The following is a 26461-nucleotide window of genomic DNA, read 5'->3' as shown; positions in this document are numbered from 1 at the left end:
ACCAGGTAAGCTTAAATTTTGATGAATGCTTTCACAAGATGACTTACCAATAGAACGTTTGTATATTATAATAGAATGAATCCAGGCTTTGGGACTTTACATAGGTTAAATAGGGGGTAATTAACATCACAACAATTTGTTTGATCAGACATGGGGAAACGGACTGGAATGCTTTAGGAAAGCTGCAGGGGAAAACGGATATACCCCTTAATAATAAAGGTATTCAGCAAGCTCAAGCGTGCGGCGACTTTTTGAATGCTGCAGATTATGATGTACTCATTTCAAGTCCATTGAAACGCGCCAAGCGTACGGCTGAAATTATTAATGATCGCTTGAATCTACCATTTGTTGAAATGACGGATTTTGCAGAACGATTCTTTGGTGATGCAGAAGGACTGTTGCTTGAAGAAAGAATGTCTACCTATCCCGACAAAGACTATCCTAATCAGGAAATGAGAGAGGCTTTTAATACAAGGGTGATGACAGGTCTTCATAAGGTTCATCAAAAGTATCCTGATAAAAGCATACTGCTTGTCGCACACGGTGCAGTGATCAATGCTGTTCTCGGTACGCTATCAAATGGGGAAATAGGTTCTGGTAAAACAAAACTATTGAATGCATGCATCAGTACTATTTGTTTTCAAGAAGAACAGTGGAAGATTAATGAGTATAATCAAGTGGGACATCTTACATAGCAATTATTTCACTCAGGCAATCAAAGAGAATGCAAGCTTCGTTGCTGCATTCTCTTCTTATTAGTGAATTATTCATTTCCCAGGAAATATCGACAAAATCCAACTGATAAAGCTACTGTTCTGCTTTATTGTATAGCTGATTAAAATACTCCGCCATTTCGAAGTCCAGATCAGTTAGTCCCTTCGCCTGCCAGGATGAGATTTTAAGTGTGACTACTTTGTAATCAATAGATATGAATGGATGATGCTTTTTCTTCTCAGCATATTCTGCAATCTCGTTAACAAACCGCACTCCCGACAGGTAGTTTTTAAATCTATACCTGCGTTCAACCCACTTTTCATTTACACGCTTCCAATCAGCGAGATTTTCCATTTCTTTAGCAATTTGCTCTTCATTTAATCTTTCCAATTACTCTCCTCCTCTTAATATGCTCATTACCCGTTTTTAGCTTTAGTTTAAACTAATAGTGAGAAAATTCAAACCTATACACACCTTATCCACAGGTTTTTGTGGACAAGTCTGTATGTAAAATACTATTAGCACTATATCTATGTTCGGTATATACAATCTTGTCATACTTTTTTCGAATAGAATCAAAAACAGTAAGAAGAATGCCTCTTGACTTTAGAACGATCCAAAAGAGTAAACATTAATTTAGAAAACAATAAAAAGGGATTTCCTGCCTAAAAATTTAAGCTGGAGATCCCTTATGGCGTCTATCAATTATTCGTTTAAATCTAATACTTTGCCTTTAACTAAATAAATAATGCTTTCGGAGATATTTGTAGTATGGTCAGCTGCTCTTTCTAAATAACGACAAACAAAAGCTAGCTGAGTTATCTGAGATATAAATTCAGGTTGTTTTGTCATGAACTCCATCAACTCTTGTATACGGCGACCGTACATTTTATCAACCTTATCGTCAATATCAGCTATTTCTTTAGCCTTTAGAATATCTTCTTCATAATAAGCCTTCAAAACATCCTCAATCATGTTCTGAGCAATCGTAGCCATTTTAGGTATTCCTTCCAGGGGTTTAATTAAATGTATATCCCCTATTCTTATGACAGATTTAGCTATATTCACTGCTAAGTCTCCAATTCGTTCTATATCTGTTGTGATTTTCAAGGTAGCTATTAGTCTTCTTAAGTCTGTTGCTAGAGGTTGTTCTTTTGCAATTAGCCATATAGCCTTTTCATTAATCTCTTCCTCCAAGCTATTAATTTTTGAGTCATCATCAATAACTTTTAACGCTTTCTCTAAATCCTGCTCTTTTAGAGCTGTTATTGAGTTGTCTAAAGCTTCATGCGCTAGGTTACCCATATCTAATAAAGCTGTTTTTAACTCGTTTAGCTGTTCAGCAAAATTTTCTCTTGCCATTTTTTCAGCCCCCCAGGTTTTATTATCCAAATCTACAGTAATATAATCTTCCGTACGATTTTTTAAATCCATAAGGCTATAATTTCCCTTACAATTCTTATATTAAAGGATTAGTGTTTAGAGAGTATGGAGTGATTGTAAAGAGATTGTAAATTTCGCCATACAATATAACCCATACCACTATAAAAAAGCGTTAAGACCCTGATGTACAAGAGTTTAACGCCCTTTTATATTTTTCCTTTTTTTACCGCATCTGCACCTTATGCAAATGTGCAAATATACCGTCACGCTTAAGCAGCTCCTCATGACTGCCTTCTTCTGCTATCCCATCTTTCGTAACTACCATAATGCGGTCCGCATTTTTAATAGTGGCTAGTCTATGTGCTATTACCAGTGTTGTCCGATCCTTCGACAGCTCGGTTAACGCTTTTTGAATAATCGTCTCGGTCTCGGTGTCAAGTGCAGACGTAGCTTCATCCAATATGAGTATCGGCGGATTTTTGAGAAACATCCTCGCTATCGCAATTCGTTGTTTCTGTCCTCCTGAAAGCTTCAGTCCACGCTCCCCGACTTGTGTTTCATACCCCTTTGGCAATTCTTTTATAAATTCTTCCATATGGGCTTGGCGTGCAGCAGTTTCAATTTCTTCATCTGTGGCATCAAGCTTACCGTAAGCTATATTTTCGCGAAGTGTTCCAGTAAATAAGAACACGTCCTGTTGAACAATACCGATTTGCTGACGCAGTGATTCCTTCGTCATGTCACGCAAGTCCATACCATCAATGGTAATGCTGCCGCCTTCAACATCATAAAACCTTGGGATAAGTGAGCAGATTGTTGTCTTCCCTGCACCAGATGGCCCAACAAACGCGATGGTTTCCCCAGCTTCAATAGTAAAGCTAAGTGCGTTCAACACGGGCTTTTGAGTTTTCTCATAAGCAAATGTAACAGCATTGAACGCAATATTTCCATTTAAGTGCTTTACTGGTTTGGCATCTGCATGGTCGTTTACATCTGGCTCTACATCAAGTAAATCAGCAAACCGCTTGAAGCCAGCCATCCCTTTAGGATAAAGCTCTAATAATGCACTGATTTTTTGAATAGGATTCATTAAGACATTTACCATCAGTACAAAGAAGACGAGCTCGCCCATTTGTAATCGATCATTAAATGTCAACCAGGCGCCCACTACGAGTACAACTAATGTAATCAGACGCATTACCATATAGATGTTCGAGTGAACGAATGCCATTACTTTATAGGCACCAACCTTTGCTTTTCGAAAGCTGTAATTGTCCTGTGTGAATCGTTCCATTTCAAATTTCTCATTTGTAAAGGATTGGACAACCCGTACACCCGATACAGCATCTTCAACTCTTGCATTTACTCCTGCAATATCCTCATACATCCTTTTCCACGCTTTGCTCATCTTCACATTACTGAATGCAATTAGGAAAATGAGAATAGGTACTGCTATCAGAATGATTAAGGCAAGTTCCATGTTAATCGTAAACATGATCATAAATGCGCCGACAAAGGTCATGACAGCAATAAAGAAATCCTCCGGGCCATGATGTGCCAGTTCACCAATATCAAACAGGTCATTGGTAATTCTGCTCATAATATGACCTGTTTTTGTATTATCAAAAAAACGGAACGACTGGCGCTGTACATGGTGAAATAAGTCCTGACGCATATCCGTTTCGATGTTGACACCGAGCTTATGGCCAAGGTAAGTAACAATATATTGTAAAAATGTACTCAATATATAAACAAATAATAGCAGGATACTTACCGTAACAATTAAATTCCAATTATCTCCTTTCAACAGATCATCAATGAACCACTGAACCGCGACTGGGAATGCGAGCTCGAGTATGGCTACGATTACCGCTGCAGTGAAGTCAATAATAAACAGGCGGCGATGCGGCTTATAGTAAGAGAAAAATCGTCGAATCACAGGTTGCACTTCCTTTTCTATGAGTAAGGCTTATTTGATAAGTCTAAAAGAAATTATAAGGCTATTGGATGAGCATAGCAACAGCTTATACTCACATAACCGTAAAGATGCTTGTCAAGGTTGTCTATATGCTTGCATATACTTTAATAACAAACAAACGGAGGTGTATAGTATTGAAAAAAATTAACATGCAGATGAGTCCCTGGATTTGTTACGCAGTAGGTTATGTATTCATCACTTCAGGAATTCTCAAACTAGTTGTCAGCGACTTCCAAGTAATGTTTATGAATCTTGGCTTACCTTTTCCTAGTACAACATTATTTCTTATAGCTATTGTGGAGATTGGTTGCGGGATGCTTGTCGCAGGGAGAATGTATGTAAAACTCGCAGTTCCTCCCCTCATCCTCATAATCCTGGGAGCAATTTACCTTACTAAAATTCCGGTACTGTTGAATAAAGGCTTTCTATCCTTTGCATTTGAAGCAAGACTGGATATTGTTATGCTCATATTATTATTACTTATATGGCAGCATGTAAGGGGTAAAATAGTGGTATAAGAGAAATTGAGCAATCCGCCATAAAAATCGGTGGATAACCGATTTTTATACTCTCTTAACCTCACTTATCCCCAAAGTTATCCACATATGCACAAACGTTCGCTGCTATTTTGTTGCCGAACGCACTTTCTACACCATATATTGATTTGAGCTATAAAACTATCCACCGATTGTGCATAACTCAATTTATTTGTGGACTATCTGTTTATTAATTAACTGTATTCAAACAAAAACGCGGGTGGGTCGACGTTGCCGCTCAGGAGCGGCGTAGTTAGTCGATCTTCCACTGCCCGCAGGAGATTCACTCCAGAGTATAAGATTCACTTAGACTTTCGCCATTTCTGCGATAAGTCAATCGAAGGGGCCGTTGAATCTGGAATACGAGCAGCATATGAAGTCAATGAGAGAGAATGAACTGTGATATCAGAAGCTTTCAAAGAAAAACCAAAGACCAAATCTTAATGCGATTTGGTCTTTAATTCATATGCTATTTCGTATGTTTTTCCACCGAAATGGGACTACATAGATTAGTTGATAGTCCTGTGTTCCAACCAGAAAACTTACAAACTTCTAATATCCTTTATAAGTTCATGGATACCTTCATGGAATAAATGTGCGCCACCCTCAAGAGCTCGGATGATTGCCTGGGGAAGGTTTTTTGCATAATGCTCAACATGTGCAAACGGTACAATTTCATCATTACGGCTGTGATACATGACCAATTGCGCTATGCGGGCTAGATTTGAAGCAAAATCTTCTGACAGCGTAAAATCCTCTCTCTGCCAATTATCATCCTTCCCCCAGTATGGTGCAGCAATAGTTATCAATCCGGAAATATGCAGCCTGCAACCTTCCTCTGATAGATATTTCAACAAAACAGAACCCCCCAAGGAGTGCCCGATAAGAATCACATGACCGTCTAACAATTCAATCTCATTTTTAAGCTGCTCTCTCCACAGTTCGTATATTGGATTCTCCGAGTCTGGCATTTTCGGATGGATTATATTATAATCAGCACCACAAGCCTCTTGTAAAAATGCGACCAAGTCATTACTTCCCTGATCATTCCCTTGAGGGCCAGCACTATGAATGAATAATATCTGCTTTTTCATATGTTATACTCCTATCCCATATCTACCACTTCTGTTGAAACATGCGAATTATACTTATCCGTAATTAAATAAGATAAATAGTTAAAATCATACTAACACCACTTTTTAAAATATTTTAGATCGAATTTGTTAACTCTTTATTCTCTGGGATGATAGTGCGAAACGGTTACACCTGTACTGAATGTCTTTGTCTCTACAAGTTTCAATACCTTCGTAGCAAGTTCACCATGGAAGAGACGCTTCCCGCTTCCCACAACAATAGGAAAGACCATGAGTCGATACTCATCAATAAGATCATGCTGCATTAGTGAGCTTACCAATTCAGAACTTCCGTGGATCGCAATATTCTGACCTGACTGTTGCTTCAGGTCGGATATTTCTTCAGCCACATTGTCCTTTATCAGCATTGAATTATTCCACTCCACCTCATTCAATGTTGATGAGACAACATATTTGGGAAGGCTGTTCATCCGGTCAGCAAAGCCATCCTCATCCGTCATGGAAGGCCATGCAGCTGCAAATCCTTGGTAAGTTACTCTGCCCAGCAATAGAGCGTCACTCGCAAATAGTTCATCCCGCTTATACCTTTCCTCCTCATCACTCCAGAACTGAAAGGACCACTTATCTGGCGATTCCATCACGCCATCTAGAGTAACAAACGTTGTTGCAATTACTTTTCTCATCTAATATCTCCTTTCTTTTTTTACTTTACAACGCAAAATTTAGGATGTGTTACTTCTGGTTACTTCTGTAGAATCTACTACTCTTGTGCTTTCAAGTTCAATTTGATCCACACCTACGTAATCAAATAATCGAATACCTGCGTTGAACAAAAGACTCTTTCCCTTGGATATGCGAATTGCCCACCATATTCCATTGAAGGTCTTCTGTGACATTCTCAATAATAAAATCGACATCTCCTGTTGTAAAAGCATTATTTATTTTCTTAAAAAACTCCTGATTTTTTGACATACAATCCCTCCTCTCCTGTGTAATGGATAACTTTATTTTAGCATCTAACTTAAACTGGGGTTTCTTATCGATTGCTATCTTGAAATATCCTTCTTAGAAAATTGTTCATTAAAAGAGGCAGTGAAATTAGAATAGGTGGATCGTCCAAGCGAGGACCATGAAGCGTAATCTTCTGGTGAGGTACACAGGAATGAGGACTGACGATGATTGGCTCTTTCGTTCTTGCGCGCAAAGTTGTATGTGGAAGTAAAATATCCGTAGCCTGTGTCTCCCAGGATACTGCTGTAGCCATCAGAAAGTATAGGCCTGGTTTAACGTCTGTAAAATAAAAATCCCCCAAAGAGGACAGCAGTGTTCCATACAATGGAAGACCTTCAGGTATTGGCTTGGCAAATAAGCCTATCAAAATAACCCCATTAAAGGCAGCCTTTGCTTGAATAGTCCCGGCTACTTTATTATGTGGATTTTTAGTTGTATATGGGCTCTCCCAATCAGTAAGTTTTTGTAAGGATTTCAGATGGTTATTCGCTTCAAGTTTGGAATTACGAAATTGTGATGGGGTAATGCCGACCCGTTCGGTAAAACGAGTAGTAAAAGTCCCCAGGCTCTGTTGTCCAACCTCTAATCCAATATCACGTATACTATAATCAGTTTGTAACAACATATCTTTTGCCTTTTGAAGTCGAAGCGATGAAATATAATAATGGGGTGGCAAGCCCACTCTCTCTTTAAAAATGCGTGCGAAGTGGTACGGACTATAAGCTACATATTGTGCCAATCGGCTAAGTGAAAGAGGTTCATCAATATGCTGGTGGATATAGGTAATTACTTCTTCTATTTCCGAATACCGGTTTGTCATATTTTTTCCTCCTGTAACCTATCCTAATAAGCTTCATGGGGTATTATATCTCGGCGATCAACTCATTACCTGAATATTACGATCATTACCCACCTCCATATTAACATATTGCTCCACTTATTTTAATTTTATTTTCCAGTGATGTTTGGCCTATAGTATATTTCACCAGCGAAAGAAGCAATAATTAATGTGATAACCAAACAAGTAAAGCCTTGGCAAGTAAATAATTGTTTATCTACATCATTTATGGAAACAATAACCCCACCTGCCTTCTGTTCAACCCGGATCGACGTTTATGCCCGGAAAAGTAATTCCGGCTATTTTAGAAAAGCCACATATGGTGTGCTGCCAAGTAATAGGTTATAAAACAGCAATAGCTACTGCAGGAATAGCAGGTCAGTTAGAAATCAATGTGATGATGCCAGTGATCGCTCATACCTTTCTAAAATCCATCGAATTACTGTCTAATGCCATTCCTACTCTTACAGAAAAATGTATCACAGGCATTCAGGCAAATGAAGAAACATGCAGTAATTTTATGGAATCCAGTCTTGCTTTAGTAGCTGGGCTGAGCCCAATTTCAGGGTATGATCTTGCTTCAAAAAATTGGTATAGAAGCAGATGAAAAAAATATTACAATCAAAGAAGTACTTCAACAAAAAGGGTAACTATCAGAAAAAATTGAAACAGCAATAAACCCTAGAGGTATGGTTTAACTTTTTATCATAAGTACTGTCACTTTCCCTTATTTTTAAAAGTTATGAGCCTACACTAGTATAAAAAGATGATGCGAATGGGAAATAGCAGTTATGGATATTTCAAACCAGATGTTGAAATTCCTTTCCATATTGAGTATAGAATCTTGCATTTGAATTAACTTTACTTACCTTGGACGGTATTGACATATCCGCAGAATTTCCACTAAACATTAAGAAATAACCTGAACAAAGGCACAAGCGTCCGGTTATTGCCGTACGACCTGCGCCCGCGCATCGCCGATGGGTCGACGAAGTCGCTCGGGAGCGGCGTAGTTAGTCGATCTTCCACTGTCGTATGAGATAAAGGAAACACAAATAAAAAGACTACCTCCTCCGTGTGAGAAGATAGCCTTATGATTATTGTTGTGTACCTAGTTGAATCGTTGTTTCCTGCTGTTCGCCATCTCGGTAATACGTAACCGTTACATCCTCACCGATTTCTTTTTCATGATATAGAATCTTTCGTAAATCAATCATATCCATGATTTGAGTTCCATCCAATTCTGTAATAACATCAAGACGCTCGATCCCGGCCTTATCTGCTGGTGATAATGGATCCACACTCCAGACATAAACACCGCCTTCTACTTCTCTAGGTAGGTTTAGGGTGTTTCTCCATTCCGTTTGCGGTACTTCTTCCAGTGAGTAGATTTCCACACCTAAGTACGGACGCGTTACCTCACCTGTTGCTTCCAGCTCCTGAATAATAGGTAGTGCTGAATCAATCGGAATCGCAAAACCAATTCCTTCAACAGCCGCCTGATTAATTTTCATTGAATTAATTCCTACAAGCTGCCCGTAAATATTGATTAAGGCACCTCCACTATTACCTGGATTGATCGCTGCATCTGTCTGAATAACCTCTGCCTGCCAGTCTGCCCGGCCGTCCTGGTTAAAATCCTGTGGAATCGTTCTTTCTGTTCCACTAATAACACCTTGCGTCACCGAGCTTGAGAACATAAGGCCCAATGGATTACCAATTGCTATTGCTGGCTCACCAACCTTAATTGCACCAGATGACCCCAGCTCAATTACTCGCTGTACATCTGAACCATCCATTTGCAATACAGCTAAATCGGAAAACAGATCACTTCCGATCAGTTCTGCTTCTATATGTGTGTCGTCATATAATACTACTTCGATCGTATCAGCGCCTTCTATCACATGATGGTTAGTAACTACATAGGCTGTACCATCCTCTTTTTTATATATGACACCAGAGCCAGTACCAGCCTCGCTGCCTTCCTGCTGTTGCTGCCAGAAGTCCGTCTGGCGTTGAATATTGATTACACCAACAACTGCTGGCGTTACTTCTTCAACAATTTCAGTTACCTGTGTGGTAACATCGACATTTACAGCAGTATTCGCATTTCCCTCACCATTCTGGCTATTTCCTCTGTCGACCTGTTGTTGTCCAGATTGATTACCTGGCATTACCTCTGTATTATTCGTTAATGCCGGCATGGCTACAGTTACTAGTAGAATTCCGATAATAACTCCAAGCAGTGCAGGAACCAACCAGCCGCGGTTCTTCTTTCGATTTGGATTTGGAGGGTAATTCTGATCGTAATATCCCATATATCTAACCCCTTATTTCGATGTGCACAAAATAAAACACTTCGATATAGTATTACCTCAATACCTGAAAAAATAAACAGAAAATAATTAGACTACCTCGTACAATGATGTGGATGCTTTCGGATCGGTATCAAATAACTCTATATGAATACCTCTTTCCTTTAGCACACTATCGACCGACATGCGTGCAAGGTCCTTCATATTATTATCCATGCTTAAATGTGCTAAATAAATTCGTTTCGTCCGATTTCCAATAATATCCGATAAAGCTAATCCGCAATCTTCGTTCGAGACATGGCCGGAATCACCTAGAATACGCCTTTTGACATTCCATGGATAGCGGCCCATTCGAAGCATACTGACATCATGATTTGCCTCAAAAATATATGCGTCCGCATCTTCCACTGTTTTCTTTATTCGTTCTGACACATAACCTAAATCGGTCACCAGTGCTACTTTTTTCCCCTCATGATGAAATGTATAAAACATTGGTTCTGCAGCGTCATGGGAAACACCAAACGATTCAATATCCATATCTCCAAAAGTCTTTACTTCTTCCATATTAAAAAGAAACTTTTGATCAAGCGTTATTTTGCCAATCGAACGTTCCATCGCTTTCCATGTTTTTTCATTTGCATAGATTGGTAGATTATACTTCCGGGCAATAATGCCCAAACCTTTTATATGATCACTATGCTCATGGGTAACCAAAATACCTGTAAGTGCAGATGGATCCACCTCTATCTCACTAAACAAATGTTCAATTTGTTTCCCGCTTAGCCCAGCATCAACTAAAATTTTTTCTTTTTCTGTTTCAATATAAAATGCATTTCCTGAACTTCCGGATGCTAAAACACTGAAACGCAGTGTCATTCTGTATCACTCCAATTACTTTCTTCCTGTATTTGGTAGAGGTGTGGCAAAACTTCCGTTCTCACTTCATTATCCTCATCCAACCTTCTTATCTTTTCAATAGTTGAATCTATAGTTTCCAATAAAAATTCCCTATCTTTAATTGGTAATACATGTCCTTCAATTGCATTCACAAAATAATTCCGATCATCATTAACCATTACCCGATACGTTGGGGCAAAAATTTGCACCCCATCTTCTAGTGGTATTCTTGTATGATAACCGATTTCCATCCGTGTTACCTCATCATCTTCTACGAGTTCATTTCGATTAAACAAGGACTCGATGGCCTGAATAGGCTTAGTTAATGTTTTCATACCTCCTTGCGGTTCGGTATCCCCAAGCATTGCCTGGGTATAGAAACTCAACTCATAGTCTTCTGTTAAAAATAGTAGTAAGAGAGCATATTCATTAAAATAAATCGGCCGATCATCTTTTTCCTGGACAAATACAATTACATTTAAATCCGAGTTCCATCCCCAGTACCTAAAGTCATCCGGATATAAAATATGCTGTTCTACCAATTCACTTATATCAGCCACTGACGCATTTTCCGCTAGCGGGATAGGTTCTTCGAAATAGGATGCTATCATGTTATTGCTAACTATTTCTGCCGTTTGATCTTCATAAGTATCCAGCTGGCTAAGCTCATCTTCAGTAAATAATTTTTGAGAAACAGAAATATGTGATGCCTCTGTTGTATTTACTTGTATATCTCCTACGGTAATATTTTCATTTTTAAGACGATCGTCGAAAGAGGATTCAGGTTGACTTATCACATCGATATCAGCTTCATTTCGTTTGTCCACGAATTGAATTAATAAATAGATATCCAGAATGAGGAAACAGAGAATGAATATTGTTTTTATCTGGCTCCATTGCATTCTCAGTCCCTCCCTTCAACTGGTGAAAATTCTTCAAATTTAATTTCCTGCCAGGTGCCGTTATAATTCATGTACCATGCAGGATCGAGGGTTATATAATCATTCAGGTCATTACTTTGATACGTTAGACGGTATCCTAATTCAATATCTCTTATATGCTCTACACCGGAGTCATTGTCAAATTCGTCCCTTAAGTTGTAAGCAATGTCGCCTCCGGATGACACATCGACAGTTTCACTCCCACTTCCAGCCGAATTACTTAACCTGAAAAGAGGCCGCTGGTAACGGAAAAGTTCCTGATTACGCCATTCTTGCGTCATAGTAGAAAGTCCACTGTTATTGAATACAGGAAATCCTTCATAGAACATTTGATATTCTATTTTATTTAAGGCAGGTTCTATATTCAATAAGTTATACTCCTCTAACCACCCCTTATGATCATTTATACTCTGGATACTTCTGTCCAGGAGATTCACTGTACTCATAGGTTCAAAGTCATCAGAGACTGGATTAAAGTACTCCAGGCTTGTTCTGTTTTCATTCACGGACAATTCCCTCTGTGAATCTGTATAATAAGGGCCACCTCTATTAGGTGAGTTAGAAAGGCTAACTACTGATGGGTTTGCAAACAGGGCATCCACCATTAATCTCGGGTCAATACTATTAACTGGAATGGAATGTCTCTTTAAATTTGGTTTTTCAAGTGGTATATAGATCGCTGATTCACTCTTACCAAGCAATGTGTATTCCGTCAATCCGTCAAGAGACGACATAATAGACCACAGCTGATGGTAATTAACTGAGTCATTTATAACGGCGTTTGCTTGCCGACGTCCATCGATGGAAATAAATTGAACTTCAAGTGATTGTGTCTCCTGGCTAAATTCAAAGTACACTTGCTCAAACGACCAGTTCGGGAGTTCTACCTCTTCATTTAAAGTAAAGAGAATGCTTACTACCTCCATCGGGATGGCGTCTGGAAAGATTACTTCTACCGTTTGGTTACTTGACGAGCGATTTGTTGCTCCACCTGTTGTAAAGTTGTATAAAACCCATGATTGCATATCCTCATATAATTTTTTTCGATCCTTAGGATTTTCGAAGCCATAGTGTGATTCATTCGAGTGAAAAATTATCTTCCTTGGTTCAATCAAACTTCTCTTCGATTCATCTTCTCCACCCAAGTCCACTTCATTTAACAATTGCGCGTTATTTAATTGTGCACTATTCGGTTGAGAGCTCCATAACCCAAATGTTAGTAATAAACTTACTCCTACTAATATAGTTAATAAGAATGACTTTGCCGTTTCCAGTTTCATTTTACATTCCCCCGCTTATGATTCATTAGCGGAAGCATAAAGAGAACAGTTGTCCCTTTACCTTCTTGGCTTTTCGCCCATATTTTCCCGTGGTGAGCTTCCACCAGTTCCTTCGCTATTGCCAGACCGAGACCAGTTCCGCCAAGCTTCCTTGTTCTTGCTCTGTCTGCTCTATAAAAACGTTCAAATATTTTCTCCAGCTTATCATAGGCAATACCCATTCCCTGGTCCTGTACACTAACTAAAAGAAAATGTCGTTTATTTTCTACTTTTAAGCTTATTTTGCCGCCTTCTGGTGAATATTTAATTGCATTCGAAATAATATTATCCAGTACCTGGGTCATTTTATCCTTATCCAGCCAAACCATAAACTGTCCTTTTGGCATATCACGTTGAAGCTTAATATGCTCCGGTATATTCATATCAAACCGATCAATAACCTGATGGAAATAGTCAACAAACTCTGTACGCTCTTTTTGTAATGGGTACTCTTCAGCATCCATTCTGGAGAGCTGCAATAAATCATTAACCATACGAATCATTCGTTCCGTTTCATTTTGGGCTACTCCAAGGAATTTAGGAGCAATTTCTTTATCTTCCCAAGCTCCATCAGTTAATGCCTCGATATAGCTGCGCATAGTTGTTAAAGGTGTTCGTAATTCGTGTGAAACGTTTGAAACAAAATCGCGTCTCTCCTGCTCTACTTTCTCCTGCTCGGTAACGTCACTAATAACTGTAATAAAGCCTGTTACTTCTCCCTCATCATCAGAAACGGTTGAGAAATTCGAGCGAATTAAAAAGACTTGGTCATCGTCGCTAAAATCGATAATCATAGAGCCACTATCCTGTAATTCTGTAATATCAACCACTTTTTCTTCCAACTGTAAAACATCGAGCAGAAATTCACCAATTATATCATCCGGGTTTTGACCAATCAGCTTTCCAGCAGCTCCGTTCATTAATGTTACTGACCCACTGTTATCCGTAGCTATAACACCATCTGACATATTGGAGAGAACGGAGCTAAGTTTCCTTCGTTCTTCTTCTATTTTTGCGTAGGAATGTTTTAAACGACTATTTAAGTCATTGAAGGTTTCTGCCAAATGCCCAATTTCATCTTTTCCATACACATTAACCTTCTGAGTGAAATCCCCTCTGGCCATAGTCTGTGCCTGTCTGCGCATTTCTATTATTGGCTTTGTGATCGTTCTCGCTACTAATATTCCAATGAATGCAGAAACTGTAATTGCCAGAATAGATCCATTTAAGAAGATTTCATTTATATTTTGAAGCTGCTTATTGACTCCTTCAAGCGATGCTTCTAAATAAACTACCCCAACTACAATGTTTTCATCATTAAATAGTGGTACAGCCTTCACATATACCTGGTTACCTGTTTCCGCATTATATAACGTTTTTTGTTGAGGTGAATCAAAGAATAGTGCTTGCTGCACAATATCCCTCGTTGTCTTTTTATTAATATCATCCGGATTCAATGAGTCATTTGTGCTGATGATACGACTCTGATTGTTAATAACCTGGAGCGTCGTAATATCATTGGTCCCTACATCAGATACAATGCTCTGCACTTCCTGTTGTAAAGTTGGTTCTTCTCCATCCTCACGATCTCTGTTAAATGCTTGTTCCAAGTTATAACTTAATAATTCTACACGATCATTAACCGAGCCTTTGAACGTATCAAGAAGCTCTGTCTCCAGCTCTCTTGTGAAAAAAGAACCAATAACCTGTATGGCTATAAGCAACAAGAGAATATATATAATAATAAACTTTAATTGTATCGATCGAAAAAAACCAACTTTATTCATGTACAACTACTCCTGATCTGGATTACGCAAATAATATCCAACACCTCTGCGGGTAACGATCCACACTGGATTACTAGGACTTTCTTCAATTTTTTCACGAAGTCTTCTTACAGTTACATCCACTGTACGTACATCCCCAAAATAATCATATCCCCATACCGTTTCAAGTAAATGCTCACGTGTCATTACTTGTCCCATATGGCGTGCTAAATAATGCAGTAACTCAAATTCCCGGTGTGTCAGTTCAATTTGGACACCATCTCGTGACACAACATAAGCATCCGGATGCACAATCAGATTACCAATCACGATATCCTTGGTAGCTTTTACGGTATCATCGGGTACAGCTTGCTGCCTGCGCAGGTTTGCTTTAACCCGGGCAATTACCTCACGATTACTGAAAGGCTTTGTTACATAGTCATCTGCCCCAAGCTCAAGTCCTAAAACTTTATCAATTTCCGAGTCCTTCGCTGTCAGCATAATTATCGGCATCATCTGAGTTTTTCTGATTTCCCGACAAACTTCATTTCCGTCTTTGTTTGGTAACATAATGTCTAATAATATTAAATCAGGCTTTTCCGCTTCAGCAACTGCAACTGCTTCATCACCATCATATGCTAAAACTACCTGGTAACCTTCTTTTTCTAAGTTGAATTTTAATATATCTGCAATAGGCTGTTCATCATCTACTACTAAAATTTTCTGACTCATCTTTGCCACATCCTTTTTATCTCATTCCTACTCTCTATTTTATCGCACTTTCGATCAAATGTCTTCAGTTGCCATTAGTTCTCAATAAATACCTCTTGGGACTGAAGTTTTTTCGCTTTGGATAATGACTCTTCCCTCATTTATCAGCTGATACATAAATAAGGCTAACTCTGTGGAGCAAGCCTCAGAAGTCAGCCTTCATATAATTAGTTTAAATAATCTACGGGGTTTTTCAACGAACCATTTTTATATACTTCAAAGTGTAAGTGAACCCCTGTTGAATTACCAGTTGAGCCCATTACCCCTATTTTACTTCCTTTTTCCACGGTTTGACCTGGACTGACGCTTATCGATGCAAGATGAGCATAAATCGTTTTCATGCCATTATTATGGTTAATTACAATTTTGTTCCCATAGCCTCCATTATCATAACCAGCATATTCAATGGTTCCATTATCTGCTGCTTTTATCGTACTATTACTTGGACGGGCTATATCGATACCCTTATGCATTCTACCCCAGCGCTCACCAACGTGACTGGAAATATACCCACCAACTGCTGGCCATGCCATTTCCCCTGTACCACGAGAAGAGATTACCTTTGTACCTTTTATAATTACTTCATTTACAGCTTCCTTGGTAATGTTTTCGGTCAGCTTCTCTTTACCTGTCTGTTTGCCGTTTCGCTTCTCAATCGCATAATGTACTTCCATCTGACCATCTTTACCTTCTTGCTTTACTTCTTTATCACCTTTATAAAGGTCATCTGATTCGATGATCTCGGTCTCATAAGAAATCGTTTCTTCTACCATCATTTCTTCCCTAACTATTACATCAACAAAGGGCTTATACTCCGTAACATTAATTTCCTGACCAATTTGCAGCAAGGAATCTTCATCTAAATCTTGATTCAGTTCAAGCAGCTTTTCTGTAGATAAATTATATTTACTGGCAATTCCACCAATAACCTCGCCCTCACTAACCTGATGGACTTCTTCGGATAGTGTCCCTTTTTCCAGCATTTTAATGCCTTGTTCTACATGAAGAACTTCTTCAGGCAGGACTTTTTGTTCGGAGAAAGACACTTCATCTGACAGTTCTACACCTTTGATAATGGTTTCATCGATAGCAGGAATTACTTTGTTCTTTTTTTTGGGGCCATCCTCGATAACGGAGCTGTTCATCTCCATTTTTTTCTCTTCAGCAGCTTCCATCTTTTCAAGAATTTTATTGTCTACATACTTTGTCTTATATGCACTTACTACTTCTTCAGCTGACTCCCGGTCGCTGAAATAACCCACTGTATCTTTCCCTATTACAAGCTCTACTGCATTAGCCATTACAGTAAGCTGTTCTTCCAAAGCTTTTCTCACCTTTGTATTGTTTGATTTTGGATTAAAAACACTTTCTGAAATAACAGAAACATCTTGTCCAATTGTTATATTTATGTCTTTATACTTATCGGATTGTGCGGAAAGCTTTTGATCGATAACACGATCAATTACTTCCGTATCATCTACTTGTCCGATATATTTTTCATCTATGTATACATGGTAAACCGATTCTAATTCAATGCTTTCTTCTTCCGCATAAACTGTTGAAATTGGTAAGAAAAAACCTATACACAGCACAGCTATTACCTTTTTAAATAGACTACTTCTCTCTACATTGCTATAGTTACTCTTCCATCCTTTAAACACGTTTGATTAATCCCCCTCTAACCCTGACCATCTCTTATATCTCTATATCTCTATATCTCTATCATTTAAATGTTTATATAGTTTCTCTGCGGCGTTAACTTGTCTAAAAAGCACCCCCGTACTAAAAGAACCATAAGAACAAAAGCGCAAGGCGCCCGTTTATTGTCGTTTGGCCTGTACGACACCCGTATGATGCCAAATTTATGCTTTTCTTATCTCTTAAAAAAGGGCATTCTCAAGTCCCTCTCTAAATCTATCATAGGTCAATAGGATTAGAAATAGATTTTCATGCTTTGTAAAGAAACTGTATAATACCTTACAAATATTTACATTTTAGAACAATTTACTGGGATGTTGGAGGGTTGTCTCTTATAAGAAGGTGCGACTGCCTATAGGTCCAAATTAAAGAGGCCATCTAACTAACGATGACCTCAGGGGGTTTTTAATTGCTGTATACACTTCGAACAACATTTGTTTGTGTTCGGTCAGGACCAACAGAGAAAATTGATAAAGGAATTCCCGTTAACTGAGATATGCGTTCTAGATAATGACGGGCATTTACTGGAAGCTCATGCAGGCTTCTTACACCTGTTATATCTTCCGTCCAACCAGGCATTTCTTCAAAAATGGGCTCGCACTCTCCCAGCTCTTTTAAGCTAGCTGGAAATTCATTAATAATTTCACCTTTGTAGCGGTAAGAAACACAAATCTTTAATGTCTCAATTCCAGTTAATACATCAATTGAATTAAGTGATAAATCCGTAATTCCGCTTACTCTGCGTGCATGACGAACAACCACACTATCAAACCATCCTACGCGGCGGGGTCTGCCTGTTGTTGTCCCATATTCACGACCAACTTCACGGATTTGATTACCTATGTCATCATGCAGCTCCGTCGGGAAAGGTCCGTCTCCTACACGGGTAGTATAAGCCTTGGATACACCGACCACATGTTTGATTTTCGTTGGACCAACGCCTGAACCAATTGTTACTCCACCAGCAATTGGGTTGGATGATGTAACAAACGGATATGTTCCTTGATCAATATCAAGCATAACGCCTTGTGCTCCTTCAAATAAAACACGACGTCCCTCGTCAAGTGCGTCATTTAATACCACTGATGTATCCACAACATATTGAGCCATTTGCTGTCCATATTCGTAGTATTCTTCTAAAATGTCTTCCACCTGAATGGAGTCCACTTCATATACTTTTTTAAATAAACGGTTTTTCTCTTTTAAGTTTTGTTCTAATTTCGAACGGAACGTTTCTTTATCCAGCAGATCAACTATACGTATGCCCATACGAGCTGCTTTGTCCATGTATGCTGGGCCAATGCCTTTTTTCGTTGTACCAATTTTGTTAATCCCTTTTTCTTCTTCTTGCAGGATATCCAATTTTAAGTGATACGGTAAAATAACATGCGCGCGATTACTTATTCGCAAATTATCTGTAGCCACATTACGTTCGTGAAGATAAGCTATTTCCTCCATAAACGCCTTTGGATCAATAACCATGCCATTACCTAAAACACAAATTTTATCTTCAAAGAATATTCCAGATGGGATTAAATGCAATTTATACGTCACTCCGTCAAACTTTATCGTGTGACCAGCATTGTTTCCTCCTTGGTAACGAGCAACAACTTCTGCATTTTGCGATAAAAAGTCGGTAATCTTCCCTTTTCCCTCATCGCCCCACTGTGTTCCAACTACTACTACTGAGGACATAACGCACCTCCACTAATTTTATATATCATATGTTTTTAATTAACTACATGAGTTATTTTACCAATAACTCTTTGGTAAGTCAATTTGAAATACGAACATTATGAACTTAATAACTTATATTGTTCGGTAAAAATAGATAGATAGGTAGATACGTGCAACATTAAGCTGTATATAACCGAATTAACAAGTTAAGTTACCTAATAAATTCAATCCCATCAAAAAAACAGCCCTTCAAAAGGCTGTTTAACAATTTAAACCGGTACAGGCGGCACATCACTTTCCTGATAACGATGATCGAGGTCAACGAATTTGTTGTATTCCTTCACAAAGGCCAACTCTACGTTACCAACTGGACCATTACGTTGTTTGGAAATAATGATTTCTATTATATTCTGTTTCTCTGATTCTGTATCATAGTAATCATCACGATATAAGAATCCTACGATATCAGCATCCTGCTCAATACTGCCTGACTCACGTAAATCGGACATCATTGGCCGCTTATCCTGACGTGATTCTACACCACGTGATAACTGAGATAAAGCAATTAATGGCACATTTAGTTCACGCGCTAAGCCTTTCAAGGAACGAGAGATCTCCGATACCTCCTGCTGCCTGTTATCACGTGAATTTACACTACCTTGGATGAGCTGCAAGTAATCTATTAATATCATACCAAGTCCATGCTCTTGCTTTAAACGACGACATTTAGAACGGATATCAGCTACTCGAATACCTGGAGTATCGTCAATGTAAATACCAGCATTTGATAGACTACCCATCGCCATGGTCAGCTTACTCCAATCATCCGCCTGCAGCTGTCCATTACGCAGTCGTTGGGAATCAATATTACCTTCCGCACAAAGCATACGTTGGACAAGCTGGTCAGCTCCCATTTCCAGACTGAATATAGCAACATTTTCATCCGTGTTTACTGCCACATTCTGGGCAACGTTAAGGGCAAATGCCGTTTTACCAACAGAAGGACGTGCAGCTACAATGATTAGATCATTGCGCTGGAAACCAGAAGTTATACGGTCTAAATCGCGGAACCCTGTCGGAATTCCCGTAACATCTGCGCTTTGGTGGTGAAGTTGTTCGATTTTGTCATAAACATCAATCAGAACATCTTTAATTGCTTTGAAGGCTCCAGAATTTTTACGACCAGATACTTCAAGTATATTTTTCTCTGCTTCGTTTAAAACGTCTCCTACTTCATCTTCCTTTTCAAATCCGGATGTAACAATATCCGTAGCTGTCCGAATCAATCGGCGCAGTAATGCTTTCTCTTCCACTATTTTACTGTAATATACAACATTTGCTGCGGTAGGTACACTGGAAGCTAATTCAGATAGATAGGCTACCCCACCAACTTCATCAATTTGTTTTGCATTGTGCAAATACGAAGTTACGGTGACGACATCGATAGGCTCTCCTCTGTCCGCAAGCTTCATCATTGCAGCAAAAATACGCTGATGACTCGCACGGTAAAAATCCTCCGATTCAAGCAATTCGGACGCAGTTGAAAATGCCTCTGGTTCTAAGAAAATAGCACCTATAACAGATTGTTCTGCTTCAATATTATGTGGTGGTGTACGATCATTCCATTCACTCAACTGGTTTTCCCCCTTCCCTTAGAGGTATTTGATGTTTAAAGAAGACTCACTACTTTATACAGTGAGCCCCTGGCTTTTACACTTTATTGCTCTGCAACATGAACTTTAATTGATCCAGAAACTTCTGGATGGAGCTTTACCGGAACTGTAGTATATCCCAGTGATCGGATTGGCTGATCTAGCTCAATCTTACGTTTATCTAATTTCAGCCCAAACTGTTTTTGGAGGGCTTCAGCTATATGTTTACTTGTAATAGAACCAAACAGTCTGCCACCTTCGCCGGACTTGGCTTTAAGTTCAACAGTCTGATCTGCCAATGTATCTTTTAAATTTATTGCTTCTTCTTTTTCTTTTTGTTCTAATTGGTTGTTTTTTCGTTTTTGTACCTCTAAGGCTTTCAAGTTTCCAGCGGTTGCTTCCTCGGCCAGGTTGTTTTTAAGTAGGTAGTTGCGTGCATAGCCATCTGAAACGTTTTTTACTTCTCCTTGTTTCCCCTTACCCTTAACATCTTTTAATAAAATTACTTTCATTCCGATTCTCTCCCCTCATAATATTCATCTAGAATATCTCTTAACAGGCTCTCAGCATCTTCTATCGTTGTATCTTCTATCTGAGTGGCTGCATTCGTTAAATGACCTCCACCATTCATTTGTTCCATTATGATCTGAACATTTACATCTCCAAGAGAACGTGCACTTATCCCTATTCTACCATCCTTACGTTCAGAAATTACAAATGATGCACTAATTCCGCTCATTGTCAGCAACGTGTCTGCTGCCTGCGCAATTAATACAGGACCATATGCTTGCCCTTCCTCGGCCTTAGAAATCGCAATTGTATCGCGATATATTTCCGATCTCTCTATTATTTTACTACGCTTTACATAAAGATCCAGATCTTCCTTCATAAATTTCTGTACCAATATCGTATCGGCACCTTTAGCACGTAAATAGGATGCAGCATCGAACGTACGGGATCCCGTTCGTAATGTGAAGCTTTTTGTATCCACAATAATTCCTGCTAACAGTGCGGTAGCTTCCAGCATCTTCAGCTTTAGTTTTTTTGGTTGGTATTCCAAAAGCTCTGTTACTAACTCTGCCGTAGATGAGGCATATGGTTCCATATATACTAATGTCGGGTTCTCAATAAATTCTTCACCACGACGATGATGGTCTATAACAACTTTGTATTCTGTTTTTTGAAGCAGGCTTGCATTCGTAACCATAGAAGGTTTGTGTGTATCCACCACAACAATCAAACTTCTACTGCCGATTATTTCTTCTGCCTCTTCTGGGTCGATAAAATGTTGCCATACACTTTCCTCGGCCTTGATTGCCTCCACGAGGCGATATACACCTGTATCTATATCCTCTGGGTCAAACACGATATGACCTTCTACATCATTTGATTTAGCAATATTTAAAATACCTATTGCAGCTCCCAGTGAATCCATATCAGGCGATTTATGGCCCATGATAATTACATTATCACTTGCCTTCACTAGCTCCTTCAGTGCATGTGAAATAACACGGGCTCGTACTCGTGTCCTTTTTTCCATTGGATTTGTTTTCCCGCCATAAAAACGTACCTTTCCAGCTTCATCCTTGATAGCTACCTGGTCGCCTCCGCGTCCGAGTGCCAGATCAAGACTGGATTGTGCCAGTTTACCAAGGGCAGGCAAATCAACATCTCCCATACCTACACCAATACTAAGTGTCACGGGATTGTTCTGCTCTCCGCTAATCTCTCGAACATCATCTAAAATATCAAATTTTACTTTTTCCAATTGCTGCAATATCTCAATTGTTCCTACTGCTATGAACCGTTCCTGCGAAGTACGTTTTAAGTACAGTCCATTCCTTGTAGACCAGCCGTTCAGCACTGCAGTTACCTGGGAATTAAGTTGACTTTTATGGGTATCATCCATGTTTTGGGTGATTTCTTCATAGTTATCTAAAAAGATGATAGCCAGAACCGTTTTCTCGTTATGGTATAACGTTTGTAATTCAGATTGTGCTGTCCGATCAAATAAATACAATAGACGTTCTTCTTTTTTTATAGTTGTCTGAAATTCATACCCGCCCAGCTCAAGCCAGATACTTTCCTTGTTTTCTTTTATCATAGGGATAAGATCTTCAGAAAGGAGGTTTAAAGAGTTTCCAACTATCGTATCTTCTTCCCCAAATTGATTCATGTAAGGATTAGCCCACTCAATTGTATAATCTTCATTAAACAATACAATTCCCAGTGGCATCTCCAATAATGCTTCTTCCCCTACTTTTTTAACCCGGTGGGAAAGCGTGGATATATATCGCTCTGCTTCATTAAGAAGTTCTCTTTCTGTTTTTATACTATAATATAAAGAAGCAACCAGTAACACTGTCATAATGAGTCCCAAAACCCATTGGAAGAACCATATGACACCAAGCAGAATGATTGCAAGTATATAAATAATCCATAAGTGCCTGCTAAGCGTCGGCTTCCTTTGTATATCCGGCATAGAATTCAACTCCTACTATTCGACACCATTTTATTTTTAAAACCTATTCCTTTTTCTTTGTTAATCTCTCTCTTAACCCAAACCCTAAATCAATGATACCTACTATACGCACCAGGTAAATAAGAAGTAGTGGGAAGAGCAATGTTAGAATGACAATAACTATTGGAATAGCTTTTGACATTTTCTTGTGGTGTGCGTAAAAGAATATAAATGAAAAACCTTGAATGGTCATTAATAAGCCAGTCAAAACAAGTATGTTTTGTGCACCCATATTAAAGATACTGTTTGCGTCAAATTCAATAAAGGAAAAAATCAGGGCAAAAAAGTATACCCACACAATCGCTATCGGGAACTGCAGTGTACGAAATGGTGGAAAATATAACTGTTTGCTCTCTATACGATTAATTACTTTGTAGCTGATCCACTGACTAATAAAGGCCAGCATGATGGCAGCCATTGCTAATCCAACAGGGATAAGCTCTGTCAACCCACCCATTGTAGTCTGCATCATTTCCAGGGCTTCATCTGTTTGTTCGGCTGCACCAAAACGCTCAAATATACCTGTAGTCATTTCCAATGACTGATCAATCATTTTCTGAAACTCTTCAATTAAGTTAATCTGAAGCATAAATTGTGTAAAAACAAAAACGAACAACAGACCAACTATAAATCCGAATGTTCCACGAGCCCAGGTTTCATATGCAGATAAGTTTTGATGCATTGCACTCCCTATCATTAATCCACCAAGTCCTACCAAAACTACAAGTGGAAAAGAAAAAACGGTGGCAAACAACATAGTTAATACAGCTGCAACCGCGAGCATCAATAGGGAAGGCTTCCAATCGTGTTTGAATGCGAATATAATGAAAGGAATGGGTAATAAAAAAGTTGTTAATATGGAAACAACGGGAACAAATACGGTAACTAGTAACAATACAATATAAATTGCTGTCAATAATGCTCCATCTGTTAATTGTTTTGATTGATTCATAAAGTGCACCTCATCTAAATCGATATAACCATTCATCCTGAATTTATATCATTCTATTATGATAACATGATTTCAATGGGAATGGGTGTCGAAAAAAGCAGAAAACATTATTTCCCGGGGAATATATTGGAACTAATGTATGACAGATCTCGATCTGTTTTTCTCATTGGCATTGGCTTAACTTAAGATATTGATTGAATAGTTTAACCACAATACAATTGTCATTGTTTCTACATGGTCACCATACGCCATTCGTGTTATTTTTAACTATAATATAAGGATGAAAGTATTCTGCTAAAAGGAATAACTACTCATTTTACCTGCCGTTAACCTTCAACAAACTATAATTAGTAAGGATGAAAGTAATGATTTTCTTGCAAGCATTTGTAAATAGTATCAAACTGCCAAACAAAAAAGCAATATTTAAGCTTAACCGCGTTGGAATGGATATTGCTGTGATATATATGTTTATTCTTCTAGTGCTTGTATCTATTCCCTCATTAATTGAACAACTAACAACAATGGATGGGCAGAGCGCTGAACTTAACTTGTTTTTCCAAAGTATTTACTTCTTCATTTTTTATTTTCTGCCGCTCGTGTTAATTGTTTTCTTATTGTTATCATTAATAGCATACATCGGGTCCGGCATTGCACACCTCATGAGACGTAAATTACGTTATTCAATTCTTTGGAAAATGAGTGCTTTTACTACCACTGTCCCGGTTATACTCTATACACTATTGGCTCTGATTTTCCCTTTAAGCAATACCTGGTTATGGCTGTTTTTTATGTATTCCATTGTATTTTTAATTTTGATTATATCTGTTTATCCTAAGCGAAGGGTTCGCTCGTAGTTTAAGCAATTTTTTCCTTATGCTATGCTAACAATACAAGGAGATTTTCGAATGAAATATTCATTACTACTACTACTTATTCTAAGTACAATGACAGGTTGTTTAACTGATGATTCAGATGAACCAATTCAGAAGTCAACAGAGGAAACTGAATTGCTGCTCTCAGCTGCAACAAGCTTATCCGAAGTCCTTCCAGACATTATTGATGCATATAAAGCGGTGGATCCCTATACAAAGATCACCTTAAACTTCGGCGGTTCTGGAAGGTTATCACAGCAGATTCAATATGGTGCTCCTGTCGATATCTTTCTATCAGCTGACCAGAAATCAATGGACATGCTCGAGGAACAATCACTAATTTACCCTGATACACGACTAAACTTCGCAAAAAACAGGCTAGTGCTTGTCTCTCGAAATGACAGCTCTTTGTCCATTCAGTCACTAGAAGATTTAGCTCATGCTACTACCGAGACAATTGCAATCGGTAATCCAGAAAGTGTGCCAGCAGGCAGTTATGCAAAAGAAGCGTTACAAAAAAATGGCGTATGGGATGTTCTTCAAGATCAATTTATTTATGCAAAAGACGTTCGTCAGGTGCTTACTTATGTGGAAACAGGAAACACAGGCATCGGATTCGTCTATGCAACGGATGTCCACCTTTATGATAAGGTAACCATTTTAACTGAAATAGATACACAATTGCATGAATCCATTGTCTATCCAGCTGCAGTTACTTCGTACAGCACCAATAGCAGAGCTGCTGAAAATTTTATTGAATTTCTGGAAAGCGATACAGTAAGGACTATTTTAAAATCGCATGGATTTAAGTAATTATACAAAGAAAAGGCAGGACATCTAATGAATTATACTCCTTTATTTTTATCATTAAAAATTGCAGGCATAGCCACTTGCATTGTTCTTGTTTTCGGAATTTTTTTTGCAAGAATTATTTCCCGGAATACGTTCCCCGGAAAACGGGTGCTGGAGGCCGTTTTATTATTGCCACTCGTATTACCGCCTACTGTAGTTGGTTTTGGTTTACTTTATTTATTTGGAAAAAACGGCCCAATCGGAAGTATTTTGTTAAGCTGGTTTAATTATCAGATCGTCTTTACATGGGTAGGTGCTGTAATTGCTGCAGCAGTTGTTTCTTTCCCATTAATGTATCAGAGTGCTTCTGCTTCATTTCAAAATTACGACCGAAACATCGAAAACGCCGCTTTAACAATGGGAGCTTCTAAGCTGAAAGTTTTTTGGACAATTTCTTTCCCCTTAGCTTGGCCTGGCTTGCTTGCTGGCTTAGTTCTAACATTTGCACGTGCGTTGGGGGAGTTCGGTGCTACATTAATGATTGCCGGGTATATACCCAACCAGACTGAAACCATTCCATTAGCTATCTACTTTGCTGTTGAAGCTGGGAACATGGAAGCTGCATTATTTTGGGTAATTAGTATTGTTATCATAGGTTTCAGCGCGATTCTATGGCTGAACTGGTGGAGTGGACGGAATATTTTAAGATTTACTAGTGATCGTTAAAAGGTTGG

Annotated in this window: 25 protein-coding genes; 6 read left to right on the top strand and 19 right to left on the bottom strand. The window is 38.6% G+C overall.

Translation table 11 applies throughout. From position 1 onward, the window contains the following. Positions 1-125: 125 nt before the first annotated feature. Positions 126-695, top strand: coding sequence for a histidine phosphatase family protein (locus tag QGM71_RS16455; RefSeq protein ID WP_327608684.1), 570 nt, complete (start codon positions 126-128; stop codon positions 693-695). 112 nt (positions 696-807) lie between these two features. Here QGM71_RS16455 and QGM71_RS16450 read toward each other — a convergent pair whose 3' ends face one another. From QGM71_RS16450 to QGM71_RS16440, 3 genes are all read right to left on the bottom strand, one after another. Next, entirely contained in the window at positions 808-1104 is a 297-nt protein-coding gene (locus QGM71_RS16450) for a 4a-hydroxytetrahydrobiopterin dehydratase (RefSeq protein WP_327608658.1), read from the bottom strand. Between the two features lie 315 nt (positions 1105-1419). After that, positions 1420-2148: a phosphate signaling complex protein PhoU gene (gene phoU, locus QGM71_RS16445; protein WP_407703042.1), complete on the bottom strand. Its 729-nt coding sequence runs from the start codon at positions 2146-2148 to the stop codon at positions 1420-1422. A gap of 172 nt (positions 2149-2320) precedes the next feature. Beyond that, positions 2321-4036: an ABC transporter ATP-binding protein gene (locus QGM71_RS16440; protein ID WP_327608657.1), complete on the bottom strand. Its 1716-nt coding sequence runs from the start codon at positions 4034-4036 to the stop codon at positions 2321-2323. A gap of 68 nt (positions 4037-4104) precedes the next feature. On the opposite strand from QGM71_RS16440, the gene QGM71_RS16435 reads away from it, so the two are divergent. Next, complete coding sequence (locus QGM71_RS16435; RefSeq protein WP_327608656.1) at positions 4105-4593, top strand: DoxX family protein; 489 nt, start codon at positions 4105-4107, stop codon at positions 4591-4593. Between the two features lie 560 nt (positions 4594-5153). Here the strand turns inward: QGM71_RS16435 and QGM71_RS16430 are convergent. From QGM71_RS16430 to QGM71_RS16415, 4 genes are all read right to left on the bottom strand, one after another. After that, entirely contained in the window at positions 5154-5705 is a 552-nt protein-coding gene (locus tag QGM71_RS16430; protein ID WP_327608655.1) for an alpha/beta hydrolase, read from the bottom strand. 137 nt (positions 5706-5842) lie between these two features. After that, complete coding sequence (locus QGM71_RS16425; RefSeq protein ID WP_327608654.1) at positions 5843-6388, bottom strand: dihydrofolate reductase family protein; 546 nt, start codon at positions 6386-6388, stop codon at positions 5843-5845. 121 nt (positions 6389-6509) lie between these two features. Next, a complete protein-coding gene (locus QGM71_RS16420) occupies positions 6510-6677 on the bottom strand; it encodes a nuclear transport factor 2-like protein (protein WP_327608653.1) in 168 nt (55 codons plus the stop codon). Between the two features lie 64 nt (positions 6678-6741). Continuing rightward, positions 6742-7536: an AraC family transcriptional regulator gene (locus tag QGM71_RS16415; RefSeq protein WP_327608652.1), complete on the bottom strand. Its 795-nt coding sequence runs from the start codon at positions 7534-7536 to the stop codon at positions 6742-6744. A 295-nt stretch (positions 7537-7831) separates the two neighbouring features. Between QGM71_RS16415 and QGM71_RS16410 the strand changes: the two genes are divergently transcribed. After that, positions 7832-8161 carry a lyase family protein gene (locus tag QGM71_RS16410; RefSeq protein WP_327608651.1) on the top strand — a complete coding sequence of 110 codons (330 nt, stop codon included), beginning with the start codon at positions 7832-7834 and terminating at the stop codon, positions 8159-8161. Between the two features lie 490 nt (positions 8162-8651). Here the strand turns inward: QGM71_RS16410 and QGM71_RS16405 are convergent, their stop codons facing one another. The 12 genes from QGM71_RS16405 to QGM71_RS16350 form a co-directional block, all read right to left on the bottom strand. Then, positions 8652-9872, bottom strand: coding sequence for a S1C family serine protease (locus QGM71_RS16405; protein ID WP_327608650.1), 1221 nt, complete (start codon positions 9870-9872; stop codon positions 8652-8654). 87 nt (positions 9873-9959) lie between these two features. Continuing rightward, positions 9960-10745 (bottom strand): MBL fold metallo-hydrolase, encoded by a 786-nt coding sequence (locus tag QGM71_RS16400; protein WP_327608649.1) that lies wholly within the window; start codon positions 10743-10745, stop codon positions 9960-9962. Beyond that, on the bottom strand, positions 10742-11668 hold the full coding sequence (locus tag QGM71_RS16395) for a two-component system regulatory protein YycI (protein WP_327608648.1): 927 nt from the start codon (positions 11666-11668) through the stop codon (positions 10742-10744). Before QGM71_RS16395 ends, QGM71_RS16400 begins: the two co-directional genes overlap by 4 nt. A 2-nt stretch (positions 11669-11670) precedes the next feature. After that, complete coding sequence (locus QGM71_RS16390; protein WP_327608647.1) at positions 11671-12987, bottom strand: YycH family regulatory protein; 1317 nt, start codon at positions 12985-12987, stop codon at positions 11671-11673. Further along, positions 12984-14813 (bottom strand): cell wall metabolism sensor histidine kinase WalK, encoded by a 1830-nt coding sequence (gene walK / locus QGM71_RS16385; protein WP_327608646.1) that lies wholly within the window; start codon positions 14811-14813, stop codon positions 12984-12986. The genes QGM71_RS16390 and walK overlap by 4 nt, the downstream gene beginning before the upstream one ends. Positions 14814-14819: 6 nt before the next feature. After that, positions 14820-15524: a response regulator YycF gene (yycF, locus tag QGM71_RS16380; RefSeq protein WP_327608645.1), complete on the bottom strand. Its 705-nt coding sequence runs from the start codon at positions 15522-15524 to the stop codon at positions 14820-14822. Between the two features lie 206 nt (positions 15525-15730). Then, positions 15731-17224 (bottom strand): M23 family metallopeptidase, encoded by a 1494-nt coding sequence (locus QGM71_RS16375; protein WP_327608644.1) that lies wholly within the window; start codon positions 17222-17224, stop codon positions 15731-15733. 442 nt (positions 17225-17666) lie between these two features. Next, on the bottom strand, positions 17667-18956 hold the full coding sequence (locus tag QGM71_RS16370) for an adenylosuccinate synthase (RefSeq protein ID WP_327608643.1): 1290 nt from the start codon (positions 18954-18956) through the stop codon (positions 17667-17669). Between the two features lie 251 nt (positions 18957-19207). Continuing rightward, positions 19208-20572: a replicative DNA helicase gene (gene dnaB, locus QGM71_RS16365; RefSeq protein WP_327608642.1), complete on the bottom strand. Its 1365-nt coding sequence runs from the start codon at positions 20570-20572 to the stop codon at positions 19208-19210. Positions 20573-20655: 83 nt separating this feature from the next. Further along, complete coding sequence (gene rplI, locus QGM71_RS16360) at positions 20656-21102, bottom strand: 50S ribosomal protein L9 (RefSeq protein WP_327608641.1); 447 nt, start codon at positions 21100-21102, stop codon at positions 20656-20658. After that, positions 21099-23072: a DHH family phosphoesterase gene (locus QGM71_RS16355; RefSeq protein ID WP_327608640.1), complete on the bottom strand. Its 1974-nt coding sequence runs from the start codon at positions 23070-23072 to the stop codon at positions 21099-21101. The genes rplI and QGM71_RS16355 overlap by 4 nt, the downstream gene beginning before the upstream one ends. A 43-nt stretch (positions 23073-23115) precedes the next feature. Next, positions 23116-24063: a YybS family protein gene (locus tag QGM71_RS16350; RefSeq protein WP_327608639.1), complete on the bottom strand. Its 948-nt coding sequence runs from the start codon at positions 24061-24063 to the stop codon at positions 23116-23118. A gap of 365 nt (positions 24064-24428) precedes the next feature. Between QGM71_RS16350 and QGM71_RS16345 the strand changes: the two genes are divergently transcribed. The 3 genes from QGM71_RS16345 to modB are packed head-to-tail and all read left to right on the top strand — an operon-like array spanning position 24429 to position 26453. After that, the gene (locus QGM71_RS16345) at positions 24429-24917 is read left to right on the top strand and encodes a DUF1189 family protein (protein WP_327608638.1); all 489 of its coding nucleotides are present in this window, start codon (positions 24429-24431) and stop codon (positions 24915-24917) included. Between the two features lie 51 nt (positions 24918-24968). Next, a complete protein-coding gene (modA, locus tag QGM71_RS16340) occupies positions 24969-25748 on the top strand; it encodes a molybdate ABC transporter substrate-binding protein (protein ID WP_327608637.1) in 780 nt (259 codons plus the stop codon). 27 nt (positions 25749-25775) lie between these two features. After that, the gene (modB, locus tag QGM71_RS16335) at positions 25776-26453 is read left to right on the top strand and encodes a molybdate ABC transporter permease subunit (RefSeq protein WP_327608636.1); all 678 of its coding nucleotides are present in this window, start codon (positions 25776-25778) and stop codon (positions 26451-26453) included. Positions 26454-26461: the final 8 nt, after the last annotated feature.

The sequence above is a fragment of the Virgibacillus tibetensis genome, from assembly GCF_036026595.1.
Classification (GTDB): Bacteria; Bacillota; Bacilli; order Bacillales; family Amphibacillaceae; genus Virgibacillus_P; species Virgibacillus_P tibetensis.
The sequence above is the reverse complement of the archived record's forward strand: the minus strand, read 5'-3'. Positions and strand labels throughout refer to the sequence as shown.

What these genes read in the sequence shown, in the direction of transcription:
- phoU (WP_407703042.1), bottom strand. Translation starts at nt 2,148, where the DNA reads ATGGATTTAAAAAATCGTACGGAAGATTATATTACTGTAGATTTGGAT.
- QGM71_RS16435 (WP_327608656.1), top strand. Translation starts at nt 4,105, where the DNA reads ATGAGCATAGCAACAGCTTATACTCACATAACCGTAAAGATGCTTGTC.
- QGM71_RS16430 (WP_327608655.1), bottom strand. Translation starts at nt 5,705, where the DNA reads ATGAAAAAGCAGATATTATTCATTCATAGTGCTGGCCCTCAAGGGAAT.
- QGM71_RS16425 (WP_327608654.1), bottom strand. Translation starts at nt 6,388, where the DNA reads ATGAGAAAAGTAATTGCAACAACGTTTGTTACTCTAGATGGCGTGATG.
- QGM71_RS16420 (WP_327608653.1), bottom strand. Translation starts at nt 6,677, where the DNA reads ATGTCAAAAAATCAGGAGTTTTTTAAGAAAATAAATAATGCTTTTACA.
- QGM71_RS16415 (WP_327608652.1), bottom strand. Translation starts at nt 7,536, where the DNA reads ATGACAAACCGGTATTCGGAAATAGAAGAAGTAATTACCTATATCCAC.
- QGM71_RS16410 (WP_327608651.1), top strand. Translation starts at nt 7,832, where the DNA reads ATGCCCGGAAAAGTAATTCCGGCTATTTTAGAAAAGCCACATATGGTG.
- QGM71_RS16405 (WP_327608650.1), bottom strand. Translation starts at nt 9,872, where the DNA reads ATGGGATATTACGATCAGAATTACCCTCCAAATCCAAATCGAAAGAAG.
- QGM71_RS16400 (WP_327608649.1), bottom strand. Translation starts at nt 10,745, where the DNA reads ATGACACTGCGTTTCAGTGTTTTAGCATCCGGAAGTTCAGGAAATGCA.
- QGM71_RS16395 (WP_327608648.1), bottom strand. Translation starts at nt 11,668, where the DNA reads ATGCAATGGAGCCAGATAAAAACAATATTCATTCTCTGTTTCCTCATT.
- QGM71_RS16390 (WP_327608647.1), bottom strand. Translation starts at nt 12,987, where the DNA reads ATGAAACTGGAAACGGCAAAGTCATTCTTATTAACTATATTAGTAGGA.
- walK (WP_327608646.1), bottom strand. Translation starts at nt 14,813, where the DNA reads ATGAATAAAGTTGGTTTTTTTCGATCGATACAATTAAAGTTTATTATT.
- yycF (WP_327608645.1), bottom strand. Translation starts at nt 15,524, where the DNA reads ATGAGTCAGAAAATTTTAGTAGTAGATGATGAACAGCCTATTGCAGAT.
- QGM71_RS16370 (WP_327608643.1), bottom strand. Translation starts at nt 18,956, where the DNA reads ATGTCCTCAGTAGTAGTAGTTGGAACACAGTGGGGCGATGAGGGAAAA.
- rplI (WP_327608641.1), bottom strand. Translation starts at nt 21,102, where the DNA reads ATGAAAGTAATTTTATTAAAAGATGTTAAGGGTAAGGGGAAACAAGGA.
- QGM71_RS16355 (WP_327608640.1), bottom strand. Translation starts at nt 23,072, where the DNA reads ATGCCGGATATACAAAGGAAGCCGACGCTTAGCAGGCACTTATGGATT.
- QGM71_RS16350 (WP_327608639.1), bottom strand. Translation starts at nt 24,063, where the DNA reads ATGAATCAATCAAAACAATTAACAGATGGAGCATTATTGACAGCAATT.
- QGM71_RS16345 (WP_327608638.1), top strand. Translation starts at nt 24,429, where the DNA reads ATGATTTTCTTGCAAGCATTTGTAAATAGTATCAAACTGCCAAACAAA.
- modA (WP_327608637.1), top strand. Translation starts at nt 24,969, where the DNA reads ATGAAATATTCATTACTACTACTACTTATTCTAAGTACAATGACAGGT.
- modB (WP_327608636.1), top strand. Translation starts at nt 25,776, where the DNA reads ATGAATTATACTCCTTTATTTTTATCATTAAAAATTGCAGGCATAGCC.